A 24470-nucleotide genomic window follows, 5' to 3' on the forward strand; every position below is an offset into this window, starting at 1 on the left:
GAACAAAGTAAGTCAACGCACAGATGGCACCGCCGACGAGGAGTGAAGGAACCATGCGCACCCTGGCCCCGCAGCCCGACTCCGAGAACCCGCCCCCGGTGCATCTGCGCGCGGCGGGGGTCAGCCTCGTCCTCGACCTCGCCGGGGGCACCCTGCCCCGGGTGCTGCACTGGGGAGCGGACCTGGGCGGGCTGGGCCCGGCCGCGCTCGACGCGCTCCGGCTCACCCGGCGTCCGCAGCCCATCGGCTTCTCCGTGGACGGGCCCGTCGAGGTGTCCGTCCTGCCCGAGCAGTCGGCCGGCTGGCTCGGCACCCCGGGCCTGGCCGGGAACCGGGACGGAGCGCACTTCTCCACCGCGTTCCGGGTGTCCGGCGCGCAGGTGACCGCGCCCGGCGGCACGGGCGGCCGGGTGAGCGTGCGGGCCGGGGACGACGCCGCCGGGCTGGACCTTCAGCTGACGATCGAGCTGACCGCGGCCGGGCTCGTGCGCCAGGCGGCGACGCTGACCAACCGGGGGGCCACCCCGTTCGCCGTGGACGCCGTGCACCTCACCCTGCCGGTACCGCCCGAGGCCACCGAGCTGCTCGACTTCACCGGCCACCACCTGCGCGAACGCAGCCCCCAGCGGACGCCGTTCACCCAGGGCCTGCGCGTGCGGGAGAACCGCACCGGCCGCACCGGCTACGACAGCGCCCACCTGCTGGTGGCGGGCACCGAGCACTTCGGCAACCGCAGCGGCGAGGTGTGGGGGGTGCACACCGCCTGGTCCGGCAACCACCGCACCTTCGCCGAGCGCACCTTCCACTCGGTGTCCCTGCTGGGCTGCGGCGAACTGCTGCTGTCGGGCGAGGTGCTGCTCGCGCCGGGCGAGCACTACACGACGCCCTGGGCCTACGGCTCCTGCGGCACCGGGCTGGACGAGCTGTCGGCCCGCTTCCACCGCGAGCTGCGCGCCCGTCCGCACCACCCGTCCGCACCGCGCCCGGTCACGCTCAACACCTGGGAGGCCGTCTACTTCGACCACGACCTGGACCGGCTGCGCGCGCTGGCGGACGCGGCGGCCGCCGTGGGCGCCGAGCGGTTCGTGCTGGACGACGGCTGGTTCGGCTCCCGCCGCGACGACCGCAGGGGGCTCGGCGACTGGTACGTCTCGCCCCAGGCGTGGCCGGACGGGCTCGGCCCGCTCACCTCCCACGTCACGGGTCTGGGCCTGGAGTTCGGCCTCTGGGTCGAGCCCGAGATGATCAACGAGGACTCCGACCTGGCCCGCGCGCACCCCGAGTGGATCATGGCCGCGGGCGACCGGCCGCCCCGGACCGCCCGGTCGCAGCAGGTGCTCGACCTGGCCCGCCCGGAGGCGTACGCGTACGTCCTCGCACGCCTGGACGACCTGCTGGGCGCTCATCCCATCGGGTACCTGAAGTGGGACCACAACCGCGACCTGGTGGACGCCGGGCACCGGCCGACCGGCCGCGCGGGCGTGCACGGGCAGACGCTGGCCGCCTACCGCCTCATGGACGAGCTGCGGCGCCGCCACCCGGGCGTCGAGATCGAGTCCTGCTCCTCCGGCGGCGGCCGGGTGGACCTCGGCATCCTGGAGCGCACCGACCGGGTGTGGGTGTCGGACTGCATCGACGCCCTGGAACGCCAGCAGATCCAGCGCTGGACGAACGCGCTGATCCCGCTGGAGCTGATGGGCACCCACGTGGGCTCCGGCGTCGCGCACACCACCGGACGCCGCCACGTGCTCGACTTCCGGGCCGGTACGGCGCTGTTCGGGCACTTCGGCATCGAGTGGGACCTCACCGCGGCGAGCGCCGCGGACCTGGACCGGCTGCGCGCGTGGACCGCCCTCTACAAGGAGCTGCGCCCGCTGCTGCACTCGGGCACCGCCGTCCACGCCGACCATCCGGACCCGGCCTGCCACCTGCACGGCGTCGTCGCCCGGGACGCCTCGGACGCGGTGTTCGCGCTGGTGGCCACGGCGTCCTCCGCGCTGTACCCGCCGGGCCCCGTCCGGCTGCCGGGGCTGGACCCCGGGGCCGTCTACCGGGTCCGGCCGCAGCCGCCCGGCGACCTGCCGGACGGCAACGCGCACGACTGGGGCGTGGAGCTGCCCTGGTGGACGCCCGGCGGGGTGGAGCTGCCCGGACGCGTGCTGGCCCGCGCCGGTGTGCAGGCTCCCGTGCTCTACCCCGAGCGGCTGGTGCTGCTGCGCGCCACCCGCGTCGGCTGACACCGGGCGCTCCGGCCGGGCCCGGGCGGCCCGGCCCGGTCACCGGGGCGCCCGGCCCCGGCCGGGCGCCTCCAGGTCCCGCCACGTGCCGGTGTGGTGGTCGTAGGCGAGGTGGTCGTGGTCCTGCTCCGGATGGGCCGTCTCCTCGGGCCGCTGCCAGCGGCCGCGCAGCTCCGGATCGGGCGCGGCCGAGCGCAGCAGCCGCGTGTAGGGGTGCTGCGGGTTGAGGATCACCTCGTCGGCGGGGCCGCGTTCGACCACCCGGCCCTTGTTCATCACCAGGATGTCGTCCGAGAAGTGCCGTGCCGTGGCCAGGTCGTGGGTGATGTAGAGGACGGCGAGCCGGTCCTCGCGCTGGAGCCGCGCCAGCAGCCGCAGCACGCCGAGGCGGCTGGAGACGTCCAGCATCGACACCGGCTCGTCGGCGACGACGACCCGCGCGCCGGGGGCCAGCGCCCGCGCGATGGCGACGCGCTGCCGCTGGCCGCCGGACAGTTCGTGCGGGCGGCGGTGCGCGACCGAGGCGGCCGGCAGGCTGACCCGCTCCAGCAGCCGGTACACCTCCTGGCGGGCGTCGCGCCGGGACGCGGCCCGCCCGTGCAGGAGCAGCGGCCGGGCCAGGTGGTGCTCGATCGAGTGGAAGGGGTTGAGCGAGGCGAACGGGTCCTGGAAGACCATCTGCACGTGGTCGCGGTAGGCCCGCGACGGCACCGGCCGGCCGTCGTCGCCCAGGGCGGCGACCGTGCCCGAGCTGGGCTTCTCCAGCCGGGCGAGCATGCGCGCGACGGTGGACTTGCCGGAGCCGGACGCGCCCACGAGGGCGAGGGTGCGCCCCGGCACGAGGTCGAAGCCGACCCGGTCGACGGCGCGCAGGGCGGTGCGGCGCAGCCCGGAGCGGAGCGTGAAGTCCTTTGTCAGGTCGCGGACGCGCAGGGTGGTCATCGCGGGTCTCCTTCGGCGGGCCGGGTGCCCGGGGCTCCGTCGTCGCGGGCCGGGCCGGTGCCGCGCGGGAAGGAGCCGCGCTCCCCGGTCAGGCTGGGGAAGGAGTCGAGCAGCGTGCGCGTGTAGGCGTGCCGGGGCCGCCGGTGGACGTCCTCGGCGTCCGCGTACTCGACGATCTCGCCGCGCAGCATGACCGCGATGCGGTCGCTCAGCTCCAGCAGGAGCGGCAGGTCGTGGGTGATGAAGACGACGGCGAAGCCCAGTTCGTCGCGCAGCCGCAGGATCTCGCGCAGGATGCCGCGCTGCACGAGGACGTCGAGGGCCGTCGTCGGCTCGTCCATGATCATCACCTGCGGGTCCAGCAGCAGCGCCATGGCGATCATGACCCGTTGCCGCATGCCGCCGGACAGTTCGTGCGGGAAGGCGTGCAGACGCCCCGGGTCGACGCCGACCAGCTCCAGGACCTCCGCGCAGCGCCGTCCGCGCTCCCGGCGGGACATGCCCGGCTCGTGCGTGGTCAGGACGTCCGCCATCTGCGCCCGCACGGGGGTAACCGGGTTCAGCGCGTTCATCGCGCCCTGGAACACCATGGAGAGCTTGGACCAGCGGAAGCGGCGCAGTTTCTCACCGCGCAGGGCGAGCAGGTCCACGTCGGTGCCGTCGCGGTCGTGGAAGGTGACCGAGCCGGACGCGAGGTCGGCCGGCCACTCCAGCAGCCGGCCGACGGCGTAGGCCAGGGTCGACTTCCCGCAGCCGGACTCGCCGGCCAGGCCCAGGATCTCGCCGCGGCGCAGGGTGAGGGAGACGTCCCGCACGGCGTGCACCGGGCGGGCGGCCCGGTAGACGACGTTCAGGCCCTCCACGGTGAGCACCGCCTCCTGGGGCGTTCGCGGGGCGCCGGGGCGGGGCGCGGGCAGCACGGTCTTCTCCGTCATGAGGCGGCGCTCCTGGCGGCCTTGCGGGCGGCGCGCGTGTGGCTCGCGGCCCGCAGCCTGGGGTTGATGATCTCGTCGAGGCTGAAGTTGATGAGGGCCAGTCCGGCGCCGAACGCGGCGATGACGAGGCCGGGCGGCCCGAACCACCACCACGCCTCGTACTGGAGGGCGAAGCCGTTCTGCGCGAAGTAGAGCATCGTGCCGAGCGTCGAGGAGTTGGCGGCGCCGAGCCCGAGGAAGGACAGTCCCGCCTCGCTGAGAATGGCGAAGAGGACGGCGAAGACGAACTGGGAGGCGAGCACGGGCAGCAGGTTGGGCAGGATCTCCACGCCGATCACCCGCCACGGCTTCTCCCCCGCCACCTTGGCCGCCGCGACGTAGTCGCGGCTGCGGACGGAGAGGGTCTGGGCGCGCAGGACGCGGGCGGCGGCGGCCCAGCCGGTGATCGCCAGGACCAGCGCGATCGTCCAGGTGCCGCGCTGGGAGGCGGGCACGAACCCGGAGATGACGATGACCAGCGGCAGGCCCGGGATCACCAGCATGACGTTGGAGAACAGCGAGAACGCCTCGTCCACGACGCCGCCGGCGTAGGCGCCGATGATGCCGAAGAACGCGGACAGCACGGTGGCCATGACCCCGACGAGCAGGCCGATCTGGAGCGAGCCGCGGGTCGCGTGGGCGAGCTGCGCGAAGACATCCTGCCCGGTCTGGGTGGTGCCGAGCGGGAAGTCCCCGCCCGGCGGGGTGAGGCCGATGTCGCGGACGGCGCCGGGGTCCCCGAGGAGCAGCGGGCCGAGGGCGCCGAAGAGGGCGATGGCGACGACGAGCCCGAGCCCGGCGCCGAGCCTGGGCGACCAGCGCGGCAGCAGCGACCGCCAGGCACCGGTGGAACCGCTGCCCGCGGGGGCCCGGTGGGCCGGCGAGGCCGCCCCCGCTCGCCCCGGCTCGTCCGCCAGGGCGCCCTCGGGCGGGATGGGGTGGGTCACGGCTTGGCTTCCTTCCCTGTCAGTGGGCGGCTCGGGTGCGCGGGTCGATCACGCCGTAGAGGAGGTCGACGAGCAGGTTGGCGCCGAGTACGGCGACGGTGATGACCAGGAAGATCCCCTGCATCAGGGCGTAGTCGTTGTTCTGCACCGCCTCCAGGAGCTGCGTGCCGAGCCCCGGGTAGGAGAAGACCTGTTCGGTGATGACCGACCCGGAGACGACGAAGCCGAGCGACGTGGCGAAGCCGGCCACCGAGGGCAGGACCGCGTTGCGGGCGGCGTAGCGGACCATGATGCGGCGCCCGCGCAGGCCCTTGGCCCGCGCGGTGAGCACGTAGTCCTCGGAGGTGGTGGAGACCATCATGTTCCGCATGCCGAGCAGCCACCCGCCGACCGAGGAGATCACGATCGTCAGGGCGGGCAGGACGCCGTGGTAGGCGGCCGAGGAGATGAACTCCCAGTTCCAGCCCGTGCTGAGGGTGACGTCGTAGCCGCCCAGCAGCGGGAACCACTGGAGTCCTGAGGCCAGCGCGGCGGCCAGGATCAGGGCCAGCCAGAAGTAGGGCACCGCGGCGAGGACGGTGGTGGCGGGCACGAGGGAGTCCAGCCAGCTGCCGCGCTTCCAGCCGGCCACCGCGCCCAGCGCGATGCCGAGCACGAAGGAGATCGCGGTGGCCAGGCCGACCAGCACGACCGTCCAGGGGAGTGACTGCGCGATCACCTCCGAGACGGGGGCCGGGTAGGAGCTGACGGAGACGCCGAAGTCCCCGCGCACGGTGTTGCCCAGGTAGGAGACGTACTGCTCCCACAGCGGGTCACCGCCGCCGGCTCCGAGCAGCAGCTCGTAGGACCGGCGGACGGACGGGTCGACGGCGCCGCCGCGCTGGGCGAGCTTGGCCATCAGGATGTCCACCGGGTCGCCCGGCATCAGTCGGGGGATGACGAAGTTCAGCGTCAGGGCCGCCCAGAGGGCGACCAGGTAGAAACCGGCCTTGCGGCCGTAGTACCTCATCGTGCGCCGCCAATCACTGTGGGTTCCTCCTCGCCGGACCGGGCGCCGCGGGGGACCTCACCCGGCGTTCGGTTCGAGGTTCAGGTAGATCTGCGAGTTGTCCGGGCGCGACCACACCGCGGGGAAGGCGTAGAGGTCGTCCGCCGTGGGCCAGCCGCTGAACTTGTCGGCGTGGTACTCGCTGGTGGTTCCGCCGGTGAGGACCGGGATGTAGGGCATGTCCCGCTCCAGCGCGGTCTGGATGACGTCGAAGTACGGCTGCCGGGCGTCCGCGTCGTCGAACGGCAGCCGCTTCAGCCCGGCGAGGGCCTCGTTGACCGACGCGTTGTCGTAGCGGGCGAAGCCGGGGTTGGCGACCTCCCCCACCGGCGCGGTGGTGTGGCCCGCGAAGAAGTAGCTGTAGGAGTAGTACGGGTCGGCGGACGGCCCCTGCTGCACGGCGTCGATGAGCAGTTCGTACTGGCCGCGTCCGCGCGCGTCGGACCACTCGTTCCAGGAGACCTGCTGCGCGGTGAGCTTGACGCCGGCCTTCCCCAGCTGCTCGCTCAGGGTGTTGACGGCCGTGATGTAGTCGGTCCAGCCGGAGACGACCTTGACCGTCAGCTCCAGCTTCCTGCCGTCCTTGGCGAAGACGCCGTCGGAGCCCTTGGTGTAGCCCGCCTCCGTCAGGAGGCGGGTGGCCTCCGCGAGCTGCGGCTCCATCGGGGCGAGCCGGTGCTCCAGCTGGTCCGAGAGCCACTCCCCGTCCCGGTCCGGCAGGGCGAAGCCGGGGGAGATCTCGCTCGCGGTGCCCTGGAAGGCGAGGGCGTTCAGCTGTTCGCGGTCCATCGCGTGGTAGATGGCCCGGCGCACGGCGGGGTCGGTCTGCGGGCCCTCGCAGCCGAGTTCCGCGCTGGAGCAGGTGAACAGGGCGATCTGGTTCCACGGGACGGTGATGGCCTTGTAGCCGGGGTAGTTCTCCTCGATGCCGGCGATGTCGGGGACCGGGCCGGTCATGAAGTCGATCTGGCCGGCGTTGAGCGCGTCGGCGCCGGACTGGTTGCCGGACAGGGCGATGTAGCGGATCTGCTCCAGCTCCGGCTCGCCGCCGTAGTAGTCGGGGTTGGCCCGCAGCGTGAACGCCTGCGGCTTGAACTCCTCCAGCACGAAGGGCCCGGTGCCGACCGGTTCCGCCATGACGCTCTCCGCCGGGGCGTCGAGGGCGCCCCAGAGGTGCTCGGGCACGATGAACAGCTTCCCGAGGATCTGCGGCGCCTCGGTGTAGGCGGGCTCGTCGAAGGTGATGGTGACGTGGGTGTCGTCCAGCGCCTTCGTGACGCCGTCGAAGCCGGTGCTGTTCATGGTCGGGTTGTCCCTGACCATGTCCATCGTGAACACGACGTCGTCGGCGGTGAACCGCTCGCCGTCCGTCCAGCGCGCGTCGTCCCGCAGGGTCACCGACAGCACCGTGCCGTCCTCGTTCCAGGCGTAGTCGGTGCCCAGCCGGGGCTGCGGCTCCGCTTCGTCACTCGCGGCGTTGAAGTAGAACAGCGGCTCGTAGATGGTGCCGGGGCCGTCGATCAGCGTGGGCGAGTACGGGTTGAAGTTGACCTGGTAGTCACCGGCCTGTCCGGCGTAGGCGATCAGGGTGCCCGGGTCGGTGGCGGAACCGCCCTGGCCGCCCGCGCCGCAGCCCGTGGCGACGAGCACGGCGACGGCGGCCCCGGCGGCGGCGCGGCGGACGCCCGCGCCCCTGGTGCGCATGGACATGCTGTGGTCCTCTCGTGACGGACGGCATCGCGCGCGGGCTCGTCGTTCCCGGGTGGGGGCCGGCGCCACGCTCGTGAGCGGATTGTTAAGCAGCCAAAGAAAGAAAGTCAATGCGTGTGTCCGGCCGTTACCCGTTGGTGTCGTGCGCCGGGAGGTGCTCCCCGGGGCTGAGGGGGCGGCGGGGGCGGAGCGGGGCCGGCCCGTTCGCGGTACGGCCTGCGGACCCTTGGCCGAGGGCGCCGGAGCGCCCGCCCCCGGGACGCTCCGGCGGCCCGGGACGGGCGGCCCGGCGCCGGGCGGTCCGGGACGGCGGCGCTAGTATTGTTCGACGGGCAAAGTAACCCGCCGGCGCCCCGCTGCGGCCGGAACAGAACGACCCGCCGGCGAGGCTGCGCCCGCCCGGCCCAGGAGGACGCGGTGAGCACGGCGGCACGGGTCATGCCCCACGCGACGAGCAGGGCGGCCGTACTCGACGTCATCCGGGCCGCGGGCACCATCAGCCGGGTCGGACTGATCCAGGCCACCGGTTTCACGGGGGCGACGATCTCCACCGTGGTGCGCCGCCTGATCGACGACGGCCTGGTCCTGGAGATCGGCCGCGCGGAGTCCACCGGCGGCAAGCCGCGGGTGCTCCTCCAGCTCAACCCGTCCTCGCGCTACGCCGTCGGTGTCCACCTGGACCACGCGGGCATCACCTACGTGCTCACGGACCTGGCCGGTGCGGTCGTCGCCCGGATGTCCCGGGCCGGGGCGGGAGCGGAAGACCCCCCGGTCGTCGTCTCCCGCATGGCCGGGGAAGTGCGCAACTTCATCGAGGGCGCGGGCATCGACCACGGCCGCGTCCTGGGCCTGGGCCTCGTCTCCCCCGGCCCGCTCACCCCCGCCAGCGGCATGCGGCTCACCCCGCCGACGATGCGGCACTGGGAGGAGTTCCCCCTCGACCAGGCCGTCTCCGAGGCCACCGGCATGCCGGTGATCCTGGAGAACGACGCCACGGCCGCGGCCCTCGGCGAGCACTGGTCGGGGGTCGTGCGCGGCACGCCGAACTTCGCCGCCCTCTACATGGGCAGCGGCATCGGCACCGGGCTGATGATCGACGGCATGGCCTACCGGGGCGTCAGCGGCAACGCGGGCGAGATCGGCCACGTCTGCCTGGACGTCGCCGGCCCCGACTGCTGGTGCGGTGCCCGCGGCTGCACCGAGGTGCTGGCCGGCCCGGCGGCGGTCGTGGCCGCCGCCCGGGCGGACGCCGCGATCTCCCGGGCGGCCGGGCTGACCAACGCGCCGGGCGGGCCCCGGCTGTCGGTCGCCGCGGACTTCGCCGCCGTCACCCGGGCCGCCCGGCACGGGGAGGGCGGCGCGCGCGCCCTGCTGGAGCGCTCCGCCCGCTACCTGGCGGTGGCCGCCCGCACGCTGGCCAACATCATGGACCTGGAGCTGCTGGTCCTCACCGGGCCGAGCCTCGGCAACGCCGGGTCGATCTACCTGCCGGTGGTGCAGGAGGAGCTGGACCGCGCGTTCTTCGCCCGGGGCTCGCACACCGTGGCCGTGCGGCTGTCGGACTCCGCCGCCACGGCACCGGCCATCGGCGCGGCCACGATGGTGCTCCAGGCCGAGCTGGTGCCGCTGCGGCAGGGCCTGCACCTGCACCAGGCGGTGGCGGCGGCCGAGGAGGTCGCCCTCGCGGCGCCTCCGTCCGCGCCCGCCCCGAGCGCCTGAAGATCCTTGTGACGTCACCGACTGTGTGCCACAGTGGCGCGGACCCTTCCCCGCGGGCCCGCCCCCGGGCGCCCGGCGCCGGGCCCGGCCGCCGGCCCCCGCGGCCAGCCCGGACACCGCTTGAGGAGACCGTGAACCACATCGCCCACGAGGCCCGATACGCGTCCATGCCCTACCGCCGCACCGGGCGCAGCGGGCTCAAGCTGCCGGCCGTGTCACTGGGCCTGTGGCACAACTTCGGCGACGACAGGGGCCTCGACGTCCAACGGGCCATCGTCCGCCGCGCCTTCGACCTCGGCGTCACCCACTTCGACCTCGCCAACAACTACGGGCCTCCGCCCGGGGCGGCGGAGGAGAACTTCGGGCGCGTCCTCGCCACCGACCTGCGGGCCTACCGCGACGAGATCGTCGTCTCCAGCAAGGCGGGCTACTACATGTGGCCGGGCCCGTACGGGGAGTGGGGTTCGCGCAAGAACCTGCTCGCCAGCCTGGACCAGAGCCTCGGCCGGCTGGGGCTGGACTACGTCGACGTCTTCTACCACCACCGCCCCGACCCGGACACGCCCATCGAGGAGACGATGGGCGCGCTGCACTCGGCGGTGCAGCGGGGCAAGGCGCTGTACGTGGGCGTCTCCAACTACAGCCCCGAGCAGACGCGGGAGGCGGCGCGCGTCCTCGCCGGGCTGGGCACGCCGCTGCTCATCCACCAGCCCTCCTACTCGATCTTCAACCGCTGGGTCGAGCGGGACGGGCTGCTGGACACCCTGGACGAGGTGGGCGCGGGCTCGATCGCGTTCTCGCCGCTCGCCCAGGGCCTGCTCACCGACCGCTACCTGAGCGGCATCCCGGCGGACTCCCGCGCGGCCGGTGCCAGCCCGTTCCTGAGCACCGACCGCGTCTCGGACGACGTCCTGGCCAAGGTCCGGGCGCTCGACGCGATCGCCCGGCGGCGCGGGCAGACCCTCGCGCAGATGGCGATCGCCTGGATCCTGCGCGGCGGCCGGGTCACGTCCGCGCTGGTCGGCGCGAGCAGCGTCAGGCAGCTGGAGGACAACGTGCGGGCCGCGGAGAACCTGGACTTCTCGGCGGAGGAACTCGCCGAGATCGAGCGCCACGCGGAGTAGGGCACGCGGGCCGCGCGCCGTCCGGTCACCCCGGCGGTGCGCGGCCGGACCCAGGCCGGGCCGAGCGGCCTTCAGATGTTAGGCGTCCGAAGAAACTCAGTCCGGATTTCCTCCCCGCCCCTTGCCGGAGCACGGCGCGTGACCGTACCGTCACCAGAACCCGTGGGCCGGGCCGGGCGGTGCCCCCAGGTGACGCCGCCTGCCGGTGAGGCCCACGCGGCCGCGCGTCCCGCCCGGGGACGCCGTCCACCTGCCGGGACGGCGTCCCCGGGCGGGCTCCCACCTGCCCGATGGCAGGTCCACCCGACCCCGGAGGGTCTTCCGTGACCGTCACCGCCGGGCGGCCCGCGCAGCTGGGCGCCGTCCTCCTCGCCCTGCTCCTCGCCGTCCTCACCTTCCTCACGCCCGCCCCGGCCCGCGCCGCCGAACCCGTCCGCGTCATGCCGCTGGGGGACTCGATCACCGGCTCCCCCGGCTGCTGGCGGGCCATGCTGTACGAACGGATCACCGGCAGCGGGCGCGCCGCCGACTTCGTCGGCACGCTGAACACCCCGCACTGCGGGGTGCCCTTCGACGCCGACAACGAGGGGCACGGCGGATTCCTCGCCACCGGCATCGCCCGGGAGAACCGGCTGCCCGGCTGGCTCGCCGCCACCCGCCCCGACGTGGTGCTGGTCCACCTGGGCACCAACGACATGTGGAGCAGCGTCCCGGCCGCCGACGTCCTGTCCGCGTACACCACCCTGGTGCGGCAGATGCGCGCCGCCAACCCGCGCATGCGGGTGATCGTCGCCCAGCTGATCCCGCTGCGCCCGGAGGGCTGCACCGGGTGCGACGAGCGGGTCCGCGCGCTCAACGCCGCGATCCCCGGCTGGGCCCGCGCGCAGAGCACCGCGCAGTCGCCGGTGACCGTGGTCGACCAGTACACCGGTTTCGACACCGCCGCGGACACCTACGACGGCGTCCACCCGGTCGCCTCCGGGGACCGGAAGATCGCCGACCGCTGGTTCCCGGCGCTGGCCGCCGCCCTCGACGGCGCCCCCGGCGGGCCGGAGACGGGCGCCTTCGCCCTCGTCGGCGCCCAGTCCGGCCGGTGCGTGGACGTGCGGCCCGCCCCGCTCCCGGACGGCGCCCGGGTGCGGTTGTGGTCCTGCGACGGCGGCGCGGGCCAGCAGTGGACGGCGACCGCGGACGGCGGGCTGCGGGGCCACGGTGACACCTGCCTGGCCGCCGCGGGGCCGGGCACAGCCGTGCGGACGCAGCCGTGCGGCCCGGGCGCGGACCAGCGGTGGGACCTGCGGTCCGACGGCACCGTCCGGGCCGCGTCGTCGGGCCTGTGCCTGGACGCCGAGGGCGCGGCCACCGCGGACGGCACCCGGGTCATCGTGTGGCCGTGCAACGGACAGGCCAACCAGCGGTGGGCACGCCGCTGACGACGCCCGCGGACGCCCGGCCTCCCCGGAGCCACGGGAGGCCGGGCCACTCCCGCGCCCGGCCGCGCCCCGGGGCCCCGGCGTAGGCTTCGGCGTGTGACCAGCGCATCCGTCCCGGCGAGCCCGCCCGTCCCGATGAGCCCGCCCGTCCCGGCGCGGCGTCTGAGCGACCTCGCGCGGCTGCGCCGCGTCCGCGACCGGATCGACCGGGAGTACGCCCGGCCGCTGGACGTCGAGGCGCTCGCCCGCGGCGTGCACATGTCGGCCGGGCACCTCAGCCGCCAGTTCCGCCTCGCCTACGGCGAGTCGCCGTACTCCTACCTCATGACGCGGCGCATCGAGCGCGCCATGGCGCTGCTGCGCCGCGGCGACCTCAGCGTCACGGAGGTCTGCTTCACGGTCGGCTGCTCGTCCCTGGGCACCTTCAGCACCCGCTTCACCGAACTCGTCGGGGTGCCGCCCAGCGTCTACCGGCGCCGCGCGGCGGGCGCCGCGCCGGGCATGCCGCCGTGCCTGGAGAAACGGGTGACCAGACCGGTCAGGAATCGAGAAGCGGTGCCGCCGGGCCGCGTCTAGCGTGGCAGCCATGGACATCACCATTCACTCCAGCTTCCTCCCGCACGACGACCCGGACGCCGCGCTCGCCTTCTACCGCGACGTCCTCGGCTTCGAGGTCCGCAACGACGTCGGGTACGAGGGGATGCGCTGGCTCACGGTCGGCCCCGTCGGCCAGCCCGGCACGTCCATCGTCCTGACCCCGCCGGCCGCCGACCCCGGTGTCACGGACGACGAGCGCCGCACCATCGCCGAGATGATGGCCAAGGGCACCTACGCCGGCGTCCTGCTGGCCACCACCGACCTCGACGGCGCCTTCGAACGGCTCCAGGCCAGCGGTGCCGAGGTCGTCCAGGAACCGGCCGACCAGCCGTACGGCGTCCGCGACTGCGCCTTCCGCGACCCGGCGGGCAACCTGGTGCGCCTCCAGGAACTGCGCTGAACCGTCCGGCGGTCACCGCCGGGCCCACCGCGGCGAGCGGCGCCGGCACAGGCCGCGCGGGCGGCCCGCGACGACCACCCCGCGACCACAGGGAGAGACGATGAACTGGGCCCCAGGGCCGGACGCGGAGCCGTCCGCCCCGCACGCCGCCGATGGGCACGAGGTGATCCGCGTGCACGGCGCGCGGGTGAACAACCTCAAGGACGTCCACGTCGAGATTCCCAAGCGCCGGCTGACGGTGTTCACGGGCGTCTCCGGCTCCGGCAAGAGTTCGCTGGTGTTCGGCACGGTCGCCGCGGAGTCGCAGCGGCTGATCAACGAGACCTACAGCGCCTTCGTGCAGGGTTTCATGCCGACGCTGGCCCGGCCCGACGTCGACGTGCTCGACGGGCTGACGACCGCGATCATCGTCGACCAGCAGCGGATGGGGGGCGACGTCCGCTCCACCGTCGGCACCGTCACCGACGCGGGCGCGATGCTGCGTGTCCTGTTCAGCCGGCTCGGGCAGCCGCACATCGGGCCGCCCGGCGCCTTCGCCTTCAACGTTCCCTCGGTCCGGGCGAGCGGCGCGGTCACCGTCGAGCGCGGTGACCGGAAGACGGTGAAGCAGACCTACTCCCGCACCGGCGGCATGTGTCCGCGCTGCGAGGGCCGGGGCACCGTCTCCGACCTGGACCTCGCCGAGCTCTACGACGACTCCAGGTCCATCTCCGAGGGCGCGATCACCGTTCCCGGCTACAAGGCGGACAACTTCTGGACGGTGCGGCTCTTCGCCGAGTCGGGCTTCGTCGACCCGCACAAGCCGATTCGCGCGTACACGGAGCAGGAGCTGCACGACTTCCTCCACAAGGAACCGGTCAAGGTGAAGGTCGACGGCGTCAACCTCACCTACGAGGGGCTGATCCCCAAGGTGCGCAAGTCCTTCCTCGCCAAGGACCGGGAGGCGATGCAACCGCACGTCAGGGCGTTCGTGAACCGGGCGGTCACCTTCACCCCCTGCCCCGAGTGCGGCGGCACCCGGCTCAGCGAGGCGGCGCGCTCCTCCCGGATCGGCGGGATCAGCATCGGTGACGCCTGCGCGATGCAGATCAGCGACCTCGCCGCGTGGGTCCGGGGCCTGGACGAGCCGTCGGTGGCACCGCTGCTGTCCGCGCTGCTGCGCACCTTCGACTCGTTCGTGGAGATCGGACTGGGCTACCTCTCGCTCGACCGGGCGTCGGGCACGCTGTCGGGCGGCGAGGCGCAGCGCGTCAAGATGATCCGCCACCTCGGCTCCTCGCTCACCGACGTCACCTACGTCTTCGACGAACCGACCGCGGGCCTGCACCCCCATGACATCCAGCGGATGAACCGCCTGCTGCTGCGGCTGCGGGACCAGAAGAACACGGTGCTCGTGGTGGAGCACAAGCCGGAGACGATCGCCATCGCCGACCACGTCGTCGACCTCGGCCCGGGCGCCGGTGCGGCAGGCGGCACCGTCTGCTTCGAGGGCACCGTCGAGGGGCTGCGGGCGGGCGGCACGCTGACCGGCCGCCACTTCGACGACCGGGCCGCGCTCAAGGAGGCGGTGCGGACGCCCACCGGAGCGCTGGCGGTCCGCGGCGCGAACCAGCACAACCTGCGCGACGTGGACGTCGACATCCCGCTCGGGGTGCTGGTCGTCGTCACCGGCGTCGCGGGCTCCGGCAAGAGTTCGCTCCTGCACGGGTCCCTCCCCTCCGACGCGGGCGTCGTCTCCGTCGGCCAGGGCCCGATCCGCGGCTCGCGGCGGAGCAACCCGGCCACGTACACGGGGCTGCTCGACCCGGTCCGCAAGGCGTTCGCCAAGGCCAACGGCGTGAAACCGGGGCTGTTCAGCGCCAATTCGGAGGGTGCCTGCCCGAACTGCAACGGGGCCGGTGTCGTCTACACCGACCTGGCGATGATGGCGGGCGTGGCCACCCCCTGCGAGGAGTGCGAGGGCAGGCGGTTCCAGGCGGCGGTGCTGGAGCACCGCCTCGGCGGCCGGGACATCAGCGAGGTGCTCGCCATGCCGGTGGCCGAGGCCGAGGAGTTCTTCGGCTCCGGTGCGGCGCGCACGCCCGCCGCGCACCGGGTCCTGAAGCGGCTCGCCGACGTCGGGCTCGGCTACCTCACCCTGGGCCAGCCGCTCACCACGCTGTCCGGCGGCGAGCGGCAGCGGCTGAAGCTCGCCGCCCACATGGCCGACCGGGGCGGCGTCTACGTCCTGGACGAGCCGAGCACCGGTCTGCACCTGGCCGATGTCGAGCAGTTGCTCGGTCTGCTCGACCGGCTCGTCGACTCGGGTACGTCGGTCATCGTCATCGAGCACCACCAGGCCGTCATGGCGCACGCCGACTGGATCATCGACCTCGGTCCCGGCGCGGGCCACGACGGCGGCCGGGTCGTCTTCGAGGGCACCCCGGCCGATCTGGTCGCCGGGCGCCGCACCCTCACCGGTGAGCACCTGGCGGCCTACGTCGGCGCCTGACCGCGGGTGGCTCCCGGGCATCATGGAGGCGTCCGCCCCGCCAGCGCCAGAAAGACGTCACCGTGCTCGTCGCCCGCTCCATCGCCCTGTTCGCCGTCGCGGCCCTGTTCGAGATCGGGGGCGCCTGGCTCGTCTGGCAGGGGGTCCGCGAGCACCGGGGCTGGGTGTGGATCGGGGCCGGGGTGATCGCTCTCGGCCTGTACGGCGTGGTGGCGACCTTGCAGCACGACGCCCATTTCGGACGCATCCTGGCCGCGTACGGCGGCGTCTTCGTCGCCGGGTCCCTCCTGTGGGGCATGGTGGCCGACGGCTACCGGCCCGACCGGTTCGACGTCGTCGGCGCGCTGATCTGCCTCGCCGGGATGGCCGTCATCATGTACGCCCCGCGCGGCCACTGACCGCCGCCGCACGCCCTGGTACCGGGACGGCGCCGGGACGCGCGGCGTCCGCGCGGGGGAGGCGGATGCCGCGCGGGGCACCGGTCGGGTAACGTGCGGGCCATGTCGAGCCCCGAGGCGTCCACGGTGGGGGCTTTCGGTCACGTGCCGTCAGCCCCCTGAACCACCGAAGTCCGCCCTTTCACCGTCCCGCCGCCGTCCGCGGCCGGACGAGGGCACTTCCCGGGGCGCTGGCCGCGGTGACGAGACGTTCCCTCTCGCACGCCCTCGCCCCGGAGCGCTCGATGCCTCTTCCGCTGTACCTGCTCGCCCTGGCGGTGTTCGCCATGGGCACCTCGGAGTTCATGCTCGCCGGTCTGCTGCCGGACATCGCCTCGGACCTCGGCGTGACGGTCGGGGCGACGGGCTCCCTCACCTCGGCCTTCGCCGCCGGAATGGTCGTGGGCGCCCCCCTCATGGCCGGGCTGGCCCGGGCCTGGCCCGCCCGGTCCGCTCTCCTCGGCTTCGTCCTGGTCTTCCTGGCGGCCCACGCCGCGGCGGCCGTCACCTGGAGCTTTCCCCTCCTGCTCGCCACCCGGGTGGTGGCGGCGCTCGCCTATGCGGGGTTCCTGGCCGTGGCCCTGACGACGGCCACCGCGCTGGTCGCGCCCGCCCGGAAGGGACGCGCGCTCGCCGTGCTGCTGTCCGGGACGACGGCGGCCATGATCACCGGGGTGCCCGCGGGAGCGGCGCTCGGCACGCTGTCCGGGTGGCGCGCCACCTTCTGGGCCGTCGCCGTCCTCTGCCTGCCCGCAGCCGTCGGCATCCTCGGGGGCGTCCCGGCGCGCGGCGCGCGCACGGAGCAGGGGGACGGCCCGGACCTGCGCGCGGAGCTGGCGCACCTGCGGAGCCCGCGGCTGGCGGCGGCCATGCTGCTCGGCGCGCTGGTGAACGGGGCGACCTTCGCCGGTTTCACCTTCCTCGCCCCCGTCGTGACCGGCGTCGCGGGGCTGGGCGAGCTGTGGGTCTCCGGTGTCCTGGTGCTCTTCGGCGCCGGTTCCCTCCTCGGTGCCGCCGTCGCCGGGCGGTGGTCCGACCGCCGCCCCGGCCTCGTCGTCGCGGTCTGCGGTCCGGCCCTGCTCACCGGCTGGTGCGCCCTGGCGGTGCTCGCGGACCAGCCGGCGGCGCTGCTGGCCCTGGTGGGCGTGCAGGGCGTGCTGTCGTTCGCCCTCGGCGGCACGCTCATCACCCGCGTCCTCTACGCGGCCTCCCCAGCCCCCACCATGGCGGGCTCGTACGCGACGGCGGCGCTCAACGCCGGCGCCGTCGCCGGTCCGCTGCTCGCCGCGTCCACCCTCGGCACGGACGCCGGACCCCGGGGGCCGCTGTGGGCGAGCGGCTTCCTGGTCGCGGCCGCGCTGCTCCTCGCCCTGCCCCTCCGCGGCGCGGTCACCGCGCGGAGGGGGAGGGAGCATGACGGTGACGCGCCGCGGGCGGCAGGCCGGGAACGTCTCAGCGGACGCCCACGGAGGCCAGGGCGCGCCGCTGGGCCGGGGTGAGCCGGGTGGGGAAGTAGAGGTAGCAGACGCCGCCGGTGCCGCCGACGACGGTGCCGTCGGCGCCGTAGCGCTTCGTGCGGAGCCAGATGTTCTCGAACTGCCTGCGCCGGTAGACGCGGCGGACGGTGGCGTTGTCCTCGGCGGCCGGGTCGTTGGCGATGACGTCGCCGTCCTCGGTGAAGCCGACGACCGTCATCAGGTGCCCCGCCGTGCCGTAGCCCGCGCCGTCCAGCTCGTCGGCCAGGAAGGACTGGGAGGTGATGAGGGGGATGCCCGCGCGCACGAGGCGTTCGGCGTCGTGCAGGGTGTCCAGGCGGGTGACGACGGCCTGGAGGTCCGGGTAGGTGGCGGCGTAGGCGGCGTTGAAGGGCCAGTTGCCGCAGCCCTCGTACTGGTGGTCGTAGGTCTGGCGGGCCGCGTGGCAGACCTGCGGGTCGTCGTAGGAGGGGCTGACCCAGGCGTAGTCCGCGGGGTCGGGGCGTCGGCCCCAGGACTCGATGATCATCTGGGACGACGTCGGGCTGCACCACGCCTCCCCGCCGTTGTCGTACTCGGGGTAGCGGCCGAGGTGGATGGTCTGCGAGTAGCGCGGCACGGGCACCTCGACGCCCGCCGCCGGTCCGGGGGCGGTGGCCGGGACCTCGAAGCGGTCCGGCACGTCGGAGGTCATCGCGCCCAGGCGCCACAGCGTCGGGGTGGCGCGGCTCCCGGGCGCCCGCAGCAGCGTGGCCCGGAGCCGGTAGGCGGTCAGACGCAGACCGTCCTCGGTGACGGTGAGGGTGTCGGTCCACACGGTGCTGCGGCCGTCGCCCTGTCCGTCCACGGAGGTGCGGCGGGGCACGTCGGGGCCGTCGCCCGCAGTCCAGACGCCGAGCGTGTACCAGGGGGTGTCGCCGCCGCCGGTGTAGCTGCCGCTCGCCTCGACGCGCAGCCAGGTGCCCTCGGGGGTGTCGGCGTTCCACGAGGCGATCAGTTCGGCGGCGGGGACCCGCAGGCGCTGTACGGGGGAGGTCCAGGTGGCGTACTCCCAGGTCTCGGTCCGGGTGCCGCCGTGCGGATCGCGGTAGCGCAGGGTGGCGTGCGGTGTGCCGATGACGACGCCGGGGCGGCTCCCCGCGGCGGCGCGGATGCCCTGGGCCGTGCCCTGCCGCCAGTCGGCGGCGGTGTGCCACGCGTGGTGGGCGACGGTCGAACCCCCGCCCGGGCCGCCGCGCGGGCGGGAGGCCGGGGCGGCCCCGGCGGGGACCGGCAGTGTCGTGGCGGAGGCGGCCAGGGCCGCGGCGGAGGCGGTCAGCAGGGCGCGGCGCGTGGTGGTGGGTCGGCTCATGCGGCGGTCTCTCCAGGGGGCGTCGAGGTGGCGGCCCGGCCAGGCAGCGGTGACCACTATCGCCGTCGCGGGGTCCGCGGGCCAGTGACCCGGCCCGGGCGGGGCCGCCGGGACGGCCCGGACCACCCGGGAGGGCGCGCGCCGTACCCTGGGCGGGTGCGCGACCTCGGCCACCACTCCCCCGCCCCGGACGGCTCCCCGGCCCTGGCGGCGCTGGCCGCCCGGCTGGCCGGTACGGCGCCGTCCCTCGGCCCGGTGCGGCTGGTGGCCGTGGACGGGCACGCCGGTTCCGGCAAGAGCACCCTCGCGGCCGGGCTCTCGGACGCGCTCGGCGCGGCTCCGGTGCTGCACCTGGACGACGTGGCCAGCCACGCCGCGCCGTTCGGCTGGACCGGGCGGCTGTGGCAGCGCGTCCTGGAGCCGCTGTCCCGGGGCGAGACCGCCCGGTTCGCGGGCTACGACTGGGAGCGGCGCGCCTTCGTCCGGCCGCTGGAGGTGCCGCCCGCGCCGGTGGTGCTGGTGGAGGGCGTCGGAGCGGGACGGCGCGCCGTGCGGCCGGCCCTCGCCGCCGTCCTGTGGCTCCAGGTGGCGCCGGAGGTGGCCTGGCAGCGGGGACGGCGGCGGGACGGCCCCGGGCTCGCCGCGTTCTGGGACGGCTGGACGGCGGCGGAGCGCGCGCACTTCTCGGCCGACCCGACGCTGCCCCACGCCGACGTCCTGGTACGGCAGGTGCCGGGGGACCCGCGGGGCTGTCTCGTCCTGCCGGGGCCCGGCGCCGCCGGGAACGGCGCCGCTCGTGACCCTGTGTGACCGGGCGGGTCGGGGCGGACACGGCCGGGTGCCGGGGCGGGGGCCGCGCCGCGCAGTGGCTTGACCGGCCGCGCCGGGCCGGATTACGTTCGTGACGTGCGGCCGGTGCAGGCCGCCCGCGATCGCGGAGCCCCCGGTCGTTCCCCCGTGCCCGGGGGCTCCGTCGCGACCGCGCCCGTCCCCGCGCCGCCGCGGGGCGCCACGCGCTCACGGTACGTGTCCGTCTCCGGCCGCCCCCTCCCCCGCGGCCCGGCCCCGGGAAGGGCACCGTCCGTACGGCACCCTTCGACGCAGCGTGCCGCACGGGTACGATGCGAACGTCGGGCGGTCTGCTGACCAGGACCGAACAGCCGCCGGTGCGACGGCGGTTGGCCGGGCGCGGGGCGGGCGTCCGGCGGCGAGTGGACGGGTATCGGCCCGTGGGGGGCGAGATGGATTTCGGCACGCACGGCGCCCGGGGGCCGCACACACCGGCCGACCTCGCGTGGCTGCGCGGCGTGGACGCGTACACCGTGGGCGGCTACGCGCAGGCCGAGGAGGAGTTCCGGGCGGCGGTGCGTCTGGACGCGGGCATGGCCGACGCCTGGCTCGGCCTGCACGCGCTGCGCGTCGACACCACCACCGCGCTGCTGCGGATGTTCGAGTACCGGGACCGGTTCGGCGAGCAGCGCTCCCGGCACCGGCGGAACCTCAACTCCTGGTACTGGCTGGGCTGGTGGGTGCAGCCGGTGCTGGAGAGCAGCCGTGATCTGCTGCTGGCCCACGCCTCCCACTGGCTCGACGGCCGTCACGTCGCCGAACTGGACCGGGCGCTGGCGGGGTGCCCGCCGGCGGACACCGATCCGCAGGTGCGCTTCCTGCACGCCTGCCGCGCCTACCTGGCCAAGGACTGGGAGGCGCTGATCGCGCACACCGAGCCGCTGGTCGCCGATCCGCTGCTGGGCATCGAGGCGGGGCTCTTCGCGGGCATGGCCCGGGTGCGGCTGGAGATGTACGGGCAGGCGGAGCCGCTGCTCGCCCGCGCGCTGATGCGCTGCCGCAGCGAACAGCCGCAGCGCAAGGAGCTGCGCTACTGGCTGGCCAGGGCGCGGGAGGGCACCGGGCGCAGCCCCGCCGCGCTGCCGCTGTACCGGGCGGTGCACCGGGTGGACCCCTCGTTCATGGACACCGCGGCACGGCTCACCGCGATCACCGAGTCCGACGGCGCGGCGGACGCCGTCGCCTCCTCCTGGGCGGCGCCGCTGGCCGCGGCGTCCGGGACGGGCCCCGAAGGCCCCGTCGGCCAGGGTGGCGCGGCCGGGCAGGGCGGCGCCGGGCAGGGCGGTGACGCGGGCACCGGGCCGTGGGACGCCGACGGCACGGACGGTTTCGCGGACGCGGCCGAGGAGGAGGCGGACGCCGCCCTGGCCGGCCTGTGGCTGCCCGGCCAGGGCGGTGACGCGGCGCCGGTGGGCGCGGACGGGGTGCGGGAGCGGCGGGCCGCGGCGCAGCCGGACCCGTCCGGCGGCGACCCGTGGCCCCGGGGCCCCTCCGATCCGGTGCTGCTCGGCCAGGCGCTGGCGGAGCTGGAACGCATGGTGGGCCTGGAGCCGGTCAAGCGGCAGGTGCGGGCGCTGTCGGCGCAACTGCACATGGCGCGGCTGCGGGACCGCCAGGGTCTGCCGGTGCAGCCGCCCAAGCGCCACTTCGTCTTCTCCGGCCCCTCCGGCACGGGCAAGACGACGGTGGCCCGGATACTCGGCCGGGTGTTCTACGCCCTCGGGCTGCTGGGCGGCGACCACCTGGTGGAGGCCGGACGGGCCGATCTGGTGGGGGAGTTCCTCGGCCAGACGGCGGTGAAGGCCAACGAGCTGATCGACTCCTCCCTCGGCGGAGTGCTGTTCGTGGACGAGGCGTACAGCCTGTCCAACTCCGGCTACGCGAAGGGGGACGCGTACGGGGACGAGGCGCTCCAGGTGCTGCTCAAGCGCGCCGAGGACAACCGGGACCGGCTGGTCGTCATCCTGGCGGGCTACCCCGAGGGGATGGAGCGGCTCCTGGCGGTGAACCCGGGGCTCGGCTCCCGCTTCACCACCCGGATCGACTTCCCCAGCTACCGCCCGCTGGAGCTGACGGCGATCGGCGAGGTCCTCGCGGCCGAGAACGGCGACCGGTGGGACGAGGAGGCCCTGGAGGAGCTGCACAGCGTCAGCGGGCACGTGGTGGACCAGGGCTGGATCGACGAGCTGGGCAACGGGCGCTTCCTGCGGACGCTGTACGAGAAGAGCTGCGCCTACCGCGACCTGCGGCTCTCGGGGTACCCCGGGCCGCCGACGCGCGAGGACCTGCGCACGCTGCGGCTGCCGGACCTGATGCAGGCGTACGGGGAGGTGCTGTCGGGACGGGGACCGGCCGGGCCGCGCCCCGAACCGCCGCCGGGCTGAGCCCAGGGTACGGCTCAGCGCGGACCGCCGTCGCCCGCGGTGCCGCCGTGTCGGGTGCCGCGCTCCTCGGCGAGGGCGCGCAGCGCCGCCGCGTCCCGCACGGCCTGCTCGCGGGCGAGCCCCGGCTGGATGCCCATGGCGGGCAGGCTGGTGCCGTCGGTCAGGTCGAGGTACACCCAGGGGTCGCCCGCGCGCAGGTTGACGGCCACGATCTCCGCCCAGTCCAGCCGCCGGGTGCGGGTGAGGTTGACCACCGTGATCCCCGCGGTGTCCGCGCGGACGTGCGGCCGGGCCAGCAGCACCAGCACGGCCAGGAACAGCGCTCCGGTGGCGACGAAGCTGGCCCGCTCCCCCGCGCTGAGCTGTTCGAGCAGCAGGGCGACGACGGTGAGCACGACGAGCATCACCACGCCGGTGCTGACCAGGATGACGCGGGTGCGGACCGGCCGGAAGGTGACGGGCAGGGCCGGGGCGGGAGCGGGGGGCACGGGCGCTTCTTCCTCGGTGGTGCGGGACGGTGCCGGAGCGCGGATCAGAGGCGGCAGGCGTGGATGGTGGTGCTGAGGATCGCCCGCGCGCCCAGGTCGTACAGGTCGTCCATGATCCGCTGGGCGTCCTGGGCCGGGACCATGGAACGGACGGCGACCCAGCCCTTGTCGTGCAGCGGCGAGACGGTGGGCGACTCCAGGCCGGGGGTGAGCTGGACGGCCTCCTCGACGTGCTCGGCGCGGATGTCGTAGTCCATCATCACGTACTCGCGGGCGACCAGGACGCCGTGCATGCGCCGCAGGAACTGCCGCACCTTGGGGTCGTCGGCGGGCGCCCCGGTGCCGCGGATGACGACGGCCTCGGAGACGAGGATGGGGTCGCTGATGATCTCCAGACCGGCGTTGCGCAACGTGGTGCCGGTCTCCACGACGTCGGCGATGACCTGGGCGACGCCGAGCTTGATGGCCGTCTCCACGGCGCCGTCCAGCCGGACGACGGAGGCGTCGACGCCGTGTTCGGCCAGGTGCTGCATGACGAGGCCGGGGAAGGAGGTGGCGACGGTCATGCCGCCGAACTCGGTGACGTGGTCCGCGGTGCCGGGCAGGGTGGCGTAGCGGAAGGTGGAACCGGCGAAGCCGAGCTGGAGGATCTCCTCGGCGTCCGCTCCGGAGTCCAGCAGCAGGTCCCGCCCGGTGATGCCGATGTCGAGCTTGCCGGAGCCCACGTAGACGGCGATGTCGCGGGGACGCAGGAAGAAGAACTCCACGTCGTTCGCCGAGTCGACCAGGACGAGTTCGCGGCGGTCCTTGCGCTGGCGGTAGCCGGCCTCATGGAGCATCGCCGACGCAGGCTCGGACAGTGAACCCTTGTTGGGGACGGCAATGCGCAGCATGGATCGGTCTTCCTTCGCTTCGGGGCCGGGACCGGCCGAAGAGGGTGAACGGCGGGGTGGGCAGGCGGGCGGGCCGCTCAGAGGTGAGCGTATACGTCGTCCAGGCCGATGCCGCGGGCGACCATCATCACCTGGAGGTGGTAGAGGAGCTGGGAGATCTCCTCGGCGGTGCGCTCGGTGCCCTCGTGCTCGGCCGCCATCCACACCTCGGCCGCCTCCTCGACGACCTTCTTGCCGATGGCGTGGACGCCGGAGGCGACCAGCTCGGCGGTGCGGGAGGTGGACGGGTCGCCGGTGGCGGCCTTCTGCTGGAGCTCGGCGAAGAGCTCGTCGAAAGTCTTGTTGGCCATGGTGGTCCCACCCTACGCCGGTGGGGGACGGCGCGGGCGCGGGGTGTCCGGTGGGCGGACGGGCGTTCAGCGCCAGGGCTCGGCGACGGTCCGCAGGGTGGCCGCGGTGGCCACGGCGGCGGTGACGGCCTCGTGCCCCTTGTCCTCGCTGGAGCCGGCCAGGCCCGCCCGGTCCAGGGCCTGCTGCTCGGTGTCGCAGGTCAGCACCCCGAAGCCGATGGGCACACCGGTCTCGACCGAGACCTGGGTGAGGCCCTGGGTGACGCCCTGGCAGACGTACTCGAAGTGCGGGGTGCCGCCGCGGATGACGACGCCCAGCGCCACCACGGCGTCGTAGCCGCGCGAGGCCAGCACCTTGGCCACCACCGGGAGTTCGAAGCTGCCGGGGACCCGCAGCAGGGTGGGCTCGTCGATGCCCAGTTCGCGCAGGGCGCGCAGGGCGCCGTCGACGAGTCCGTCCATGACCGTCACGTGCCACTGGGCCGCGACCACGGCCACCCGCAGGTCTCCGCAGTTCTTGACGGTCAGCTCGGGTGCGCCCTTGCCGCTCACGTGTGCTCCTCTGGTGTCCATGGGTCGTGGGGTGGAGTTCGGTTGAGGCGGCGCGCGGCGCGTGCGGGG

21 protein-coding genes are annotated in these 24470 nt (G+C 74.6%); 11 read left to right on the plus strand and 10 right to left on the minus strand.

Features of this window, described 5'->3' with window-relative positions; all coding sequences use genetic code 11:
- Window positions 1-53: 53 nt before the first annotated feature.
- Window positions 54-2237, plus strand: a complete 2184-nt coding sequence (locus tag V1J52_RS12470; RefSeq protein WP_330139791.1) for an alpha-galactosidase — start codon at window positions 54-56, stop codon at window positions 2235-2237.
- Between the two features lie 39 nt (window positions 2238-2276).
- Here the strand turns inward: V1J52_RS12470 and V1J52_RS12475 are convergent, their stop codons facing one another.
- The 5 genes from V1J52_RS12475 to V1J52_RS12495 are packed head-to-tail and all read right to left on the minus strand — an operon-like array spanning window position 2277 to window position 7858.
- Window positions 2277-3179: an ABC transporter ATP-binding protein gene (locus V1J52_RS12475; protein ID WP_330139792.1), complete on the minus strand. Its 903-nt coding sequence runs from the start codon at window positions 3177-3179 to the stop codon at window positions 2277-2279.
- Complete coding sequence (locus tag V1J52_RS12480; protein ID WP_330139793.1) at window positions 3176-4114, minus strand: ABC transporter ATP-binding protein; 939 nt, start codon at window positions 4112-4114, stop codon at window positions 3176-3178. The genes V1J52_RS12475 and V1J52_RS12480 overlap by 4 nt, the downstream gene beginning before the upstream one ends.
- Entirely contained in the window at window positions 4111-5100 is a 990-nt protein-coding gene (locus V1J52_RS12485; RefSeq protein WP_330139794.1) for an ABC transporter permease, read from the minus strand. The genes V1J52_RS12480 and V1J52_RS12485 overlap by 4 nt, the downstream gene beginning before the upstream one ends.
- Window positions 5101-5119: 19 nt before the next feature.
- The gene (locus tag V1J52_RS12490) at window positions 5120-6109 is read right to left on the minus strand and encodes an ABC transporter permease (protein WP_330139795.1); all 990 of its coding nucleotides are present in this window, start codon (window positions 6107-6109) and stop codon (window positions 5120-5122) included.
- 57 nt (window positions 6110-6166) lie between these two features.
- A complete protein-coding gene (locus V1J52_RS12495; RefSeq protein WP_330139796.1) occupies window positions 6167-7858 on the minus strand; it encodes an ABC transporter substrate-binding protein in 1692 nt (563 codons plus the stop codon).
- Between the two features lie 417 nt (window positions 7859-8275).
- On the opposite strand from V1J52_RS12495, the gene V1J52_RS12500 reads away from it, so the two are divergent.
- From V1J52_RS12500 to V1J52_RS12535, 8 genes are all read left to right on the plus strand, one after another.
- A complete protein-coding gene (locus V1J52_RS12500) occupies window positions 8276-9577 on the plus strand; it encodes an ROK family transcriptional regulator (protein ID WP_330139797.1) in 1302 nt (433 codons plus the stop codon).
- A 131-nt stretch (window positions 9578-9708) separates the two neighbouring features.
- Entirely contained in the window at window positions 9709-10701 is a 993-nt protein-coding gene (gene mgrA, locus V1J52_RS12505) for an L-glyceraldehyde 3-phosphate reductase (protein WP_330139798.1), read from the plus strand.
- A 323-nt stretch (window positions 10702-11024) separates the two neighbouring features.
- Window positions 11025-12134 carry a ricin-type beta-trefoil lectin domain protein gene (locus tag V1J52_RS12510; RefSeq protein ID WP_443075807.1) on the plus strand — a complete coding sequence of 370 codons (1110 nt, stop codon included), beginning with the start codon at window positions 11025-11027 and terminating at the stop codon, window positions 12132-12134.
- A 135-nt stretch (window positions 12135-12269) separates the two neighbouring features.
- Window positions 12270-12710, plus strand: coding sequence for a helix-turn-helix transcriptional regulator (locus tag V1J52_RS12515; protein ID WP_330140104.1), 441 nt, complete (start codon window positions 12270-12272; stop codon window positions 12708-12710).
- Window positions 12711-12720: 10 nt separating this feature from the next.
- Window positions 12721-13131, plus strand: a complete 411-nt coding sequence (locus tag V1J52_RS12520; protein WP_330139799.1) for a VOC family protein — start codon at window positions 12721-12723, stop codon at window positions 13129-13131.
- A 100-nt stretch (window positions 13132-13231) separates the two neighbouring features.
- Window positions 13232-15622, plus strand: coding sequence for an ATP-binding cassette domain-containing protein (locus V1J52_RS12525; protein ID WP_330139800.1), 2391 nt, complete (start codon window positions 13232-13234; stop codon window positions 15620-15622).
- Window positions 15623-15684: 62 nt separating this feature from the next.
- Window positions 15685-16020: a YnfA family protein gene (locus V1J52_RS12530; RefSeq protein WP_330139801.1), complete on the plus strand. Its 336-nt coding sequence runs from the start codon at window positions 15685-15687 to the stop codon at window positions 16018-16020.
- Between the two features lie 284 nt (window positions 16021-16304).
- The gene (locus V1J52_RS12535; RefSeq protein ID WP_330139802.1) at window positions 16305-17558 is read left to right on the plus strand and encodes a Cmx/CmrA family chloramphenicol efflux MFS transporter; all 1254 of its coding nucleotides are present in this window, start codon (window positions 16305-16307) and stop codon (window positions 17556-17558) included.
- Here the strand turns inward: V1J52_RS12535 and V1J52_RS12540 are convergent.
- A complete protein-coding gene (locus V1J52_RS12540) occupies window positions 17512-18885 on the minus strand; it encodes a C39 family peptidase (protein WP_330139803.1) in 1374 nt (457 codons plus the stop codon). The genes V1J52_RS12535 and V1J52_RS12540 overlap by 47 nt on opposite strands.
- A gap of 156 nt (window positions 18886-19041) precedes the next feature.
- Here V1J52_RS12540 and V1J52_RS12545 point away from each other — a divergent pair, with 156 nt between their 5' ends.
- Entirely contained in the window at window positions 19042-19695 is a 654-nt protein-coding gene (locus V1J52_RS12545; RefSeq protein WP_443075808.1) for a uridine kinase family protein, read from the plus strand.
- A gap of 431 nt (window positions 19696-20126) precedes the next feature.
- Window positions 20127-22118 (plus strand): AAA family ATPase, encoded by a 1992-nt coding sequence (locus tag V1J52_RS12550; protein WP_330139804.1) that lies wholly within the window; start codon window positions 20127-20129, stop codon window positions 22116-22118.
- Between the two features lie 14 nt (window positions 22119-22132).
- Here the strand turns inward: V1J52_RS12550 and V1J52_RS12555 are convergent, their stop codons facing one another.
- From V1J52_RS12555 to ribH, 4 genes are all read right to left on the minus strand, one after another.
- A complete protein-coding gene (locus tag V1J52_RS12555) occupies window positions 22133-22606 on the minus strand; it encodes a PH domain-containing protein (protein WP_330139805.1) in 474 nt (157 codons plus the stop codon).
- Between the two features lie 44 nt (window positions 22607-22650).
- A complete protein-coding gene (gene hisG / locus V1J52_RS12560; RefSeq protein WP_330139806.1) occupies window positions 22651-23499 on the minus strand; it encodes an ATP phosphoribosyltransferase in 849 nt (282 codons plus the stop codon).
- Between the two features lie 77 nt (window positions 23500-23576).
- Window positions 23577-23849: a phosphoribosyl-ATP diphosphatase gene (locus V1J52_RS12565; protein ID WP_330139807.1), complete on the minus strand. Its 273-nt coding sequence runs from the start codon at window positions 23847-23849 to the stop codon at window positions 23577-23579.
- 66 nt (window positions 23850-23915) lie between these two features.
- On the minus strand, window positions 23916-24401 hold the full coding sequence (ribH, locus tag V1J52_RS12570; RefSeq protein WP_330139808.1) for a 6,7-dimethyl-8-ribityllumazine synthase: 486 nt from the start codon (window positions 24399-24401) through the stop codon (window positions 23916-23918).
- Window positions 24402-24470: the final 69 nt, after the last annotated feature.

Origin of the sequence: Streptomyces solitudinis, assembly GCF_036323765.1 — a bacterium.
In the GTDB taxonomy this organism is placed as follows: Bacteria; Actinomycetota; Actinomycetes; order Streptomycetales; family Streptomycetaceae; genus Streptomyces.

What these genes read in the sequence shown, in the direction of transcription:
- V1J52_RS12470 (WP_330139791.1), top strand. Translation starts at nt 54, where the DNA reads ATGCGCACCCTGGCCCCGCAGCCCGACTCCGAGAACCCGCCCCCGGTG.
- V1J52_RS12475 (WP_330139792.1), bottom strand. Translation starts at nt 3,179, where the DNA reads ATGACCACCCTGCGCGTCCGCGACCTGACAAAGGACTTCACGCTCCGC.
- V1J52_RS12480 (WP_330139793.1), bottom strand. Translation starts at nt 4,114, where the DNA reads ATGACGGAGAAGACCGTGCTGCCCGCGCCCCGCCCCGGCGCCCCGCGA.
- V1J52_RS12490 (WP_330139795.1), bottom strand. Translation starts at nt 6,109, where the DNA reads ATGAGGTACTACGGCCGCAAGGCCGGTTTCTACCTGGTCGCCCTCTGG.
- V1J52_RS12495 (WP_330139796.1), bottom strand. Translation starts at nt 7,858, where the DNA reads ATGTCCATGCGCACCAGGGGCGCGGGCGTCCGCCGCGCCGCCGCCGGG.
- V1J52_RS12515 (WP_330140104.1), top strand. Translation starts at nt 12,270, where the DNA reads ATGAGCCCGCCCGTCCCGGCGCGGCGTCTGAGCGACCTCGCGCGGCTG.
- V1J52_RS12520 (WP_330139799.1), top strand. Translation starts at nt 12,721, where the DNA reads ATGGACATCACCATTCACTCCAGCTTCCTCCCGCACGACGACCCGGAC.
- V1J52_RS12525 (WP_330139800.1), top strand. Translation starts at nt 13,232, where the DNA reads ATGAACTGGGCCCCAGGGCCGGACGCGGAGCCGTCCGCCCCGCACGCC.
- V1J52_RS12535 (WP_330139802.1), top strand. Translation starts at nt 16,305, where the DNA reads ATGCCTCTTCCGCTGTACCTGCTCGCCCTGGCGGTGTTCGCCATGGGC.
- V1J52_RS12540 (WP_330139803.1), bottom strand. Translation starts at nt 18,885, where the DNA reads ATGAGCCGACCCACCACCACGCGCCGCGCCCTGCTGACCGCCTCCGCC.
- V1J52_RS12550 (WP_330139804.1), top strand. Translation starts at nt 20,127, where the DNA reads ATGGATTTCGGCACGCACGGCGCCCGGGGGCCGCACACACCGGCCGAC.
- hisG (WP_330139806.1), bottom strand. Translation starts at nt 23,499, where the DNA reads ATGCTGCGCATTGCCGTCCCCAACAAGGGTTCACTGTCCGAGCCTGCG.
- V1J52_RS12565 (WP_330139807.1), bottom strand. Translation starts at nt 23,849, where the DNA reads ATGGCCAACAAGACTTTCGACGAGCTCTTCGCCGAGCTCCAGCAGAAG.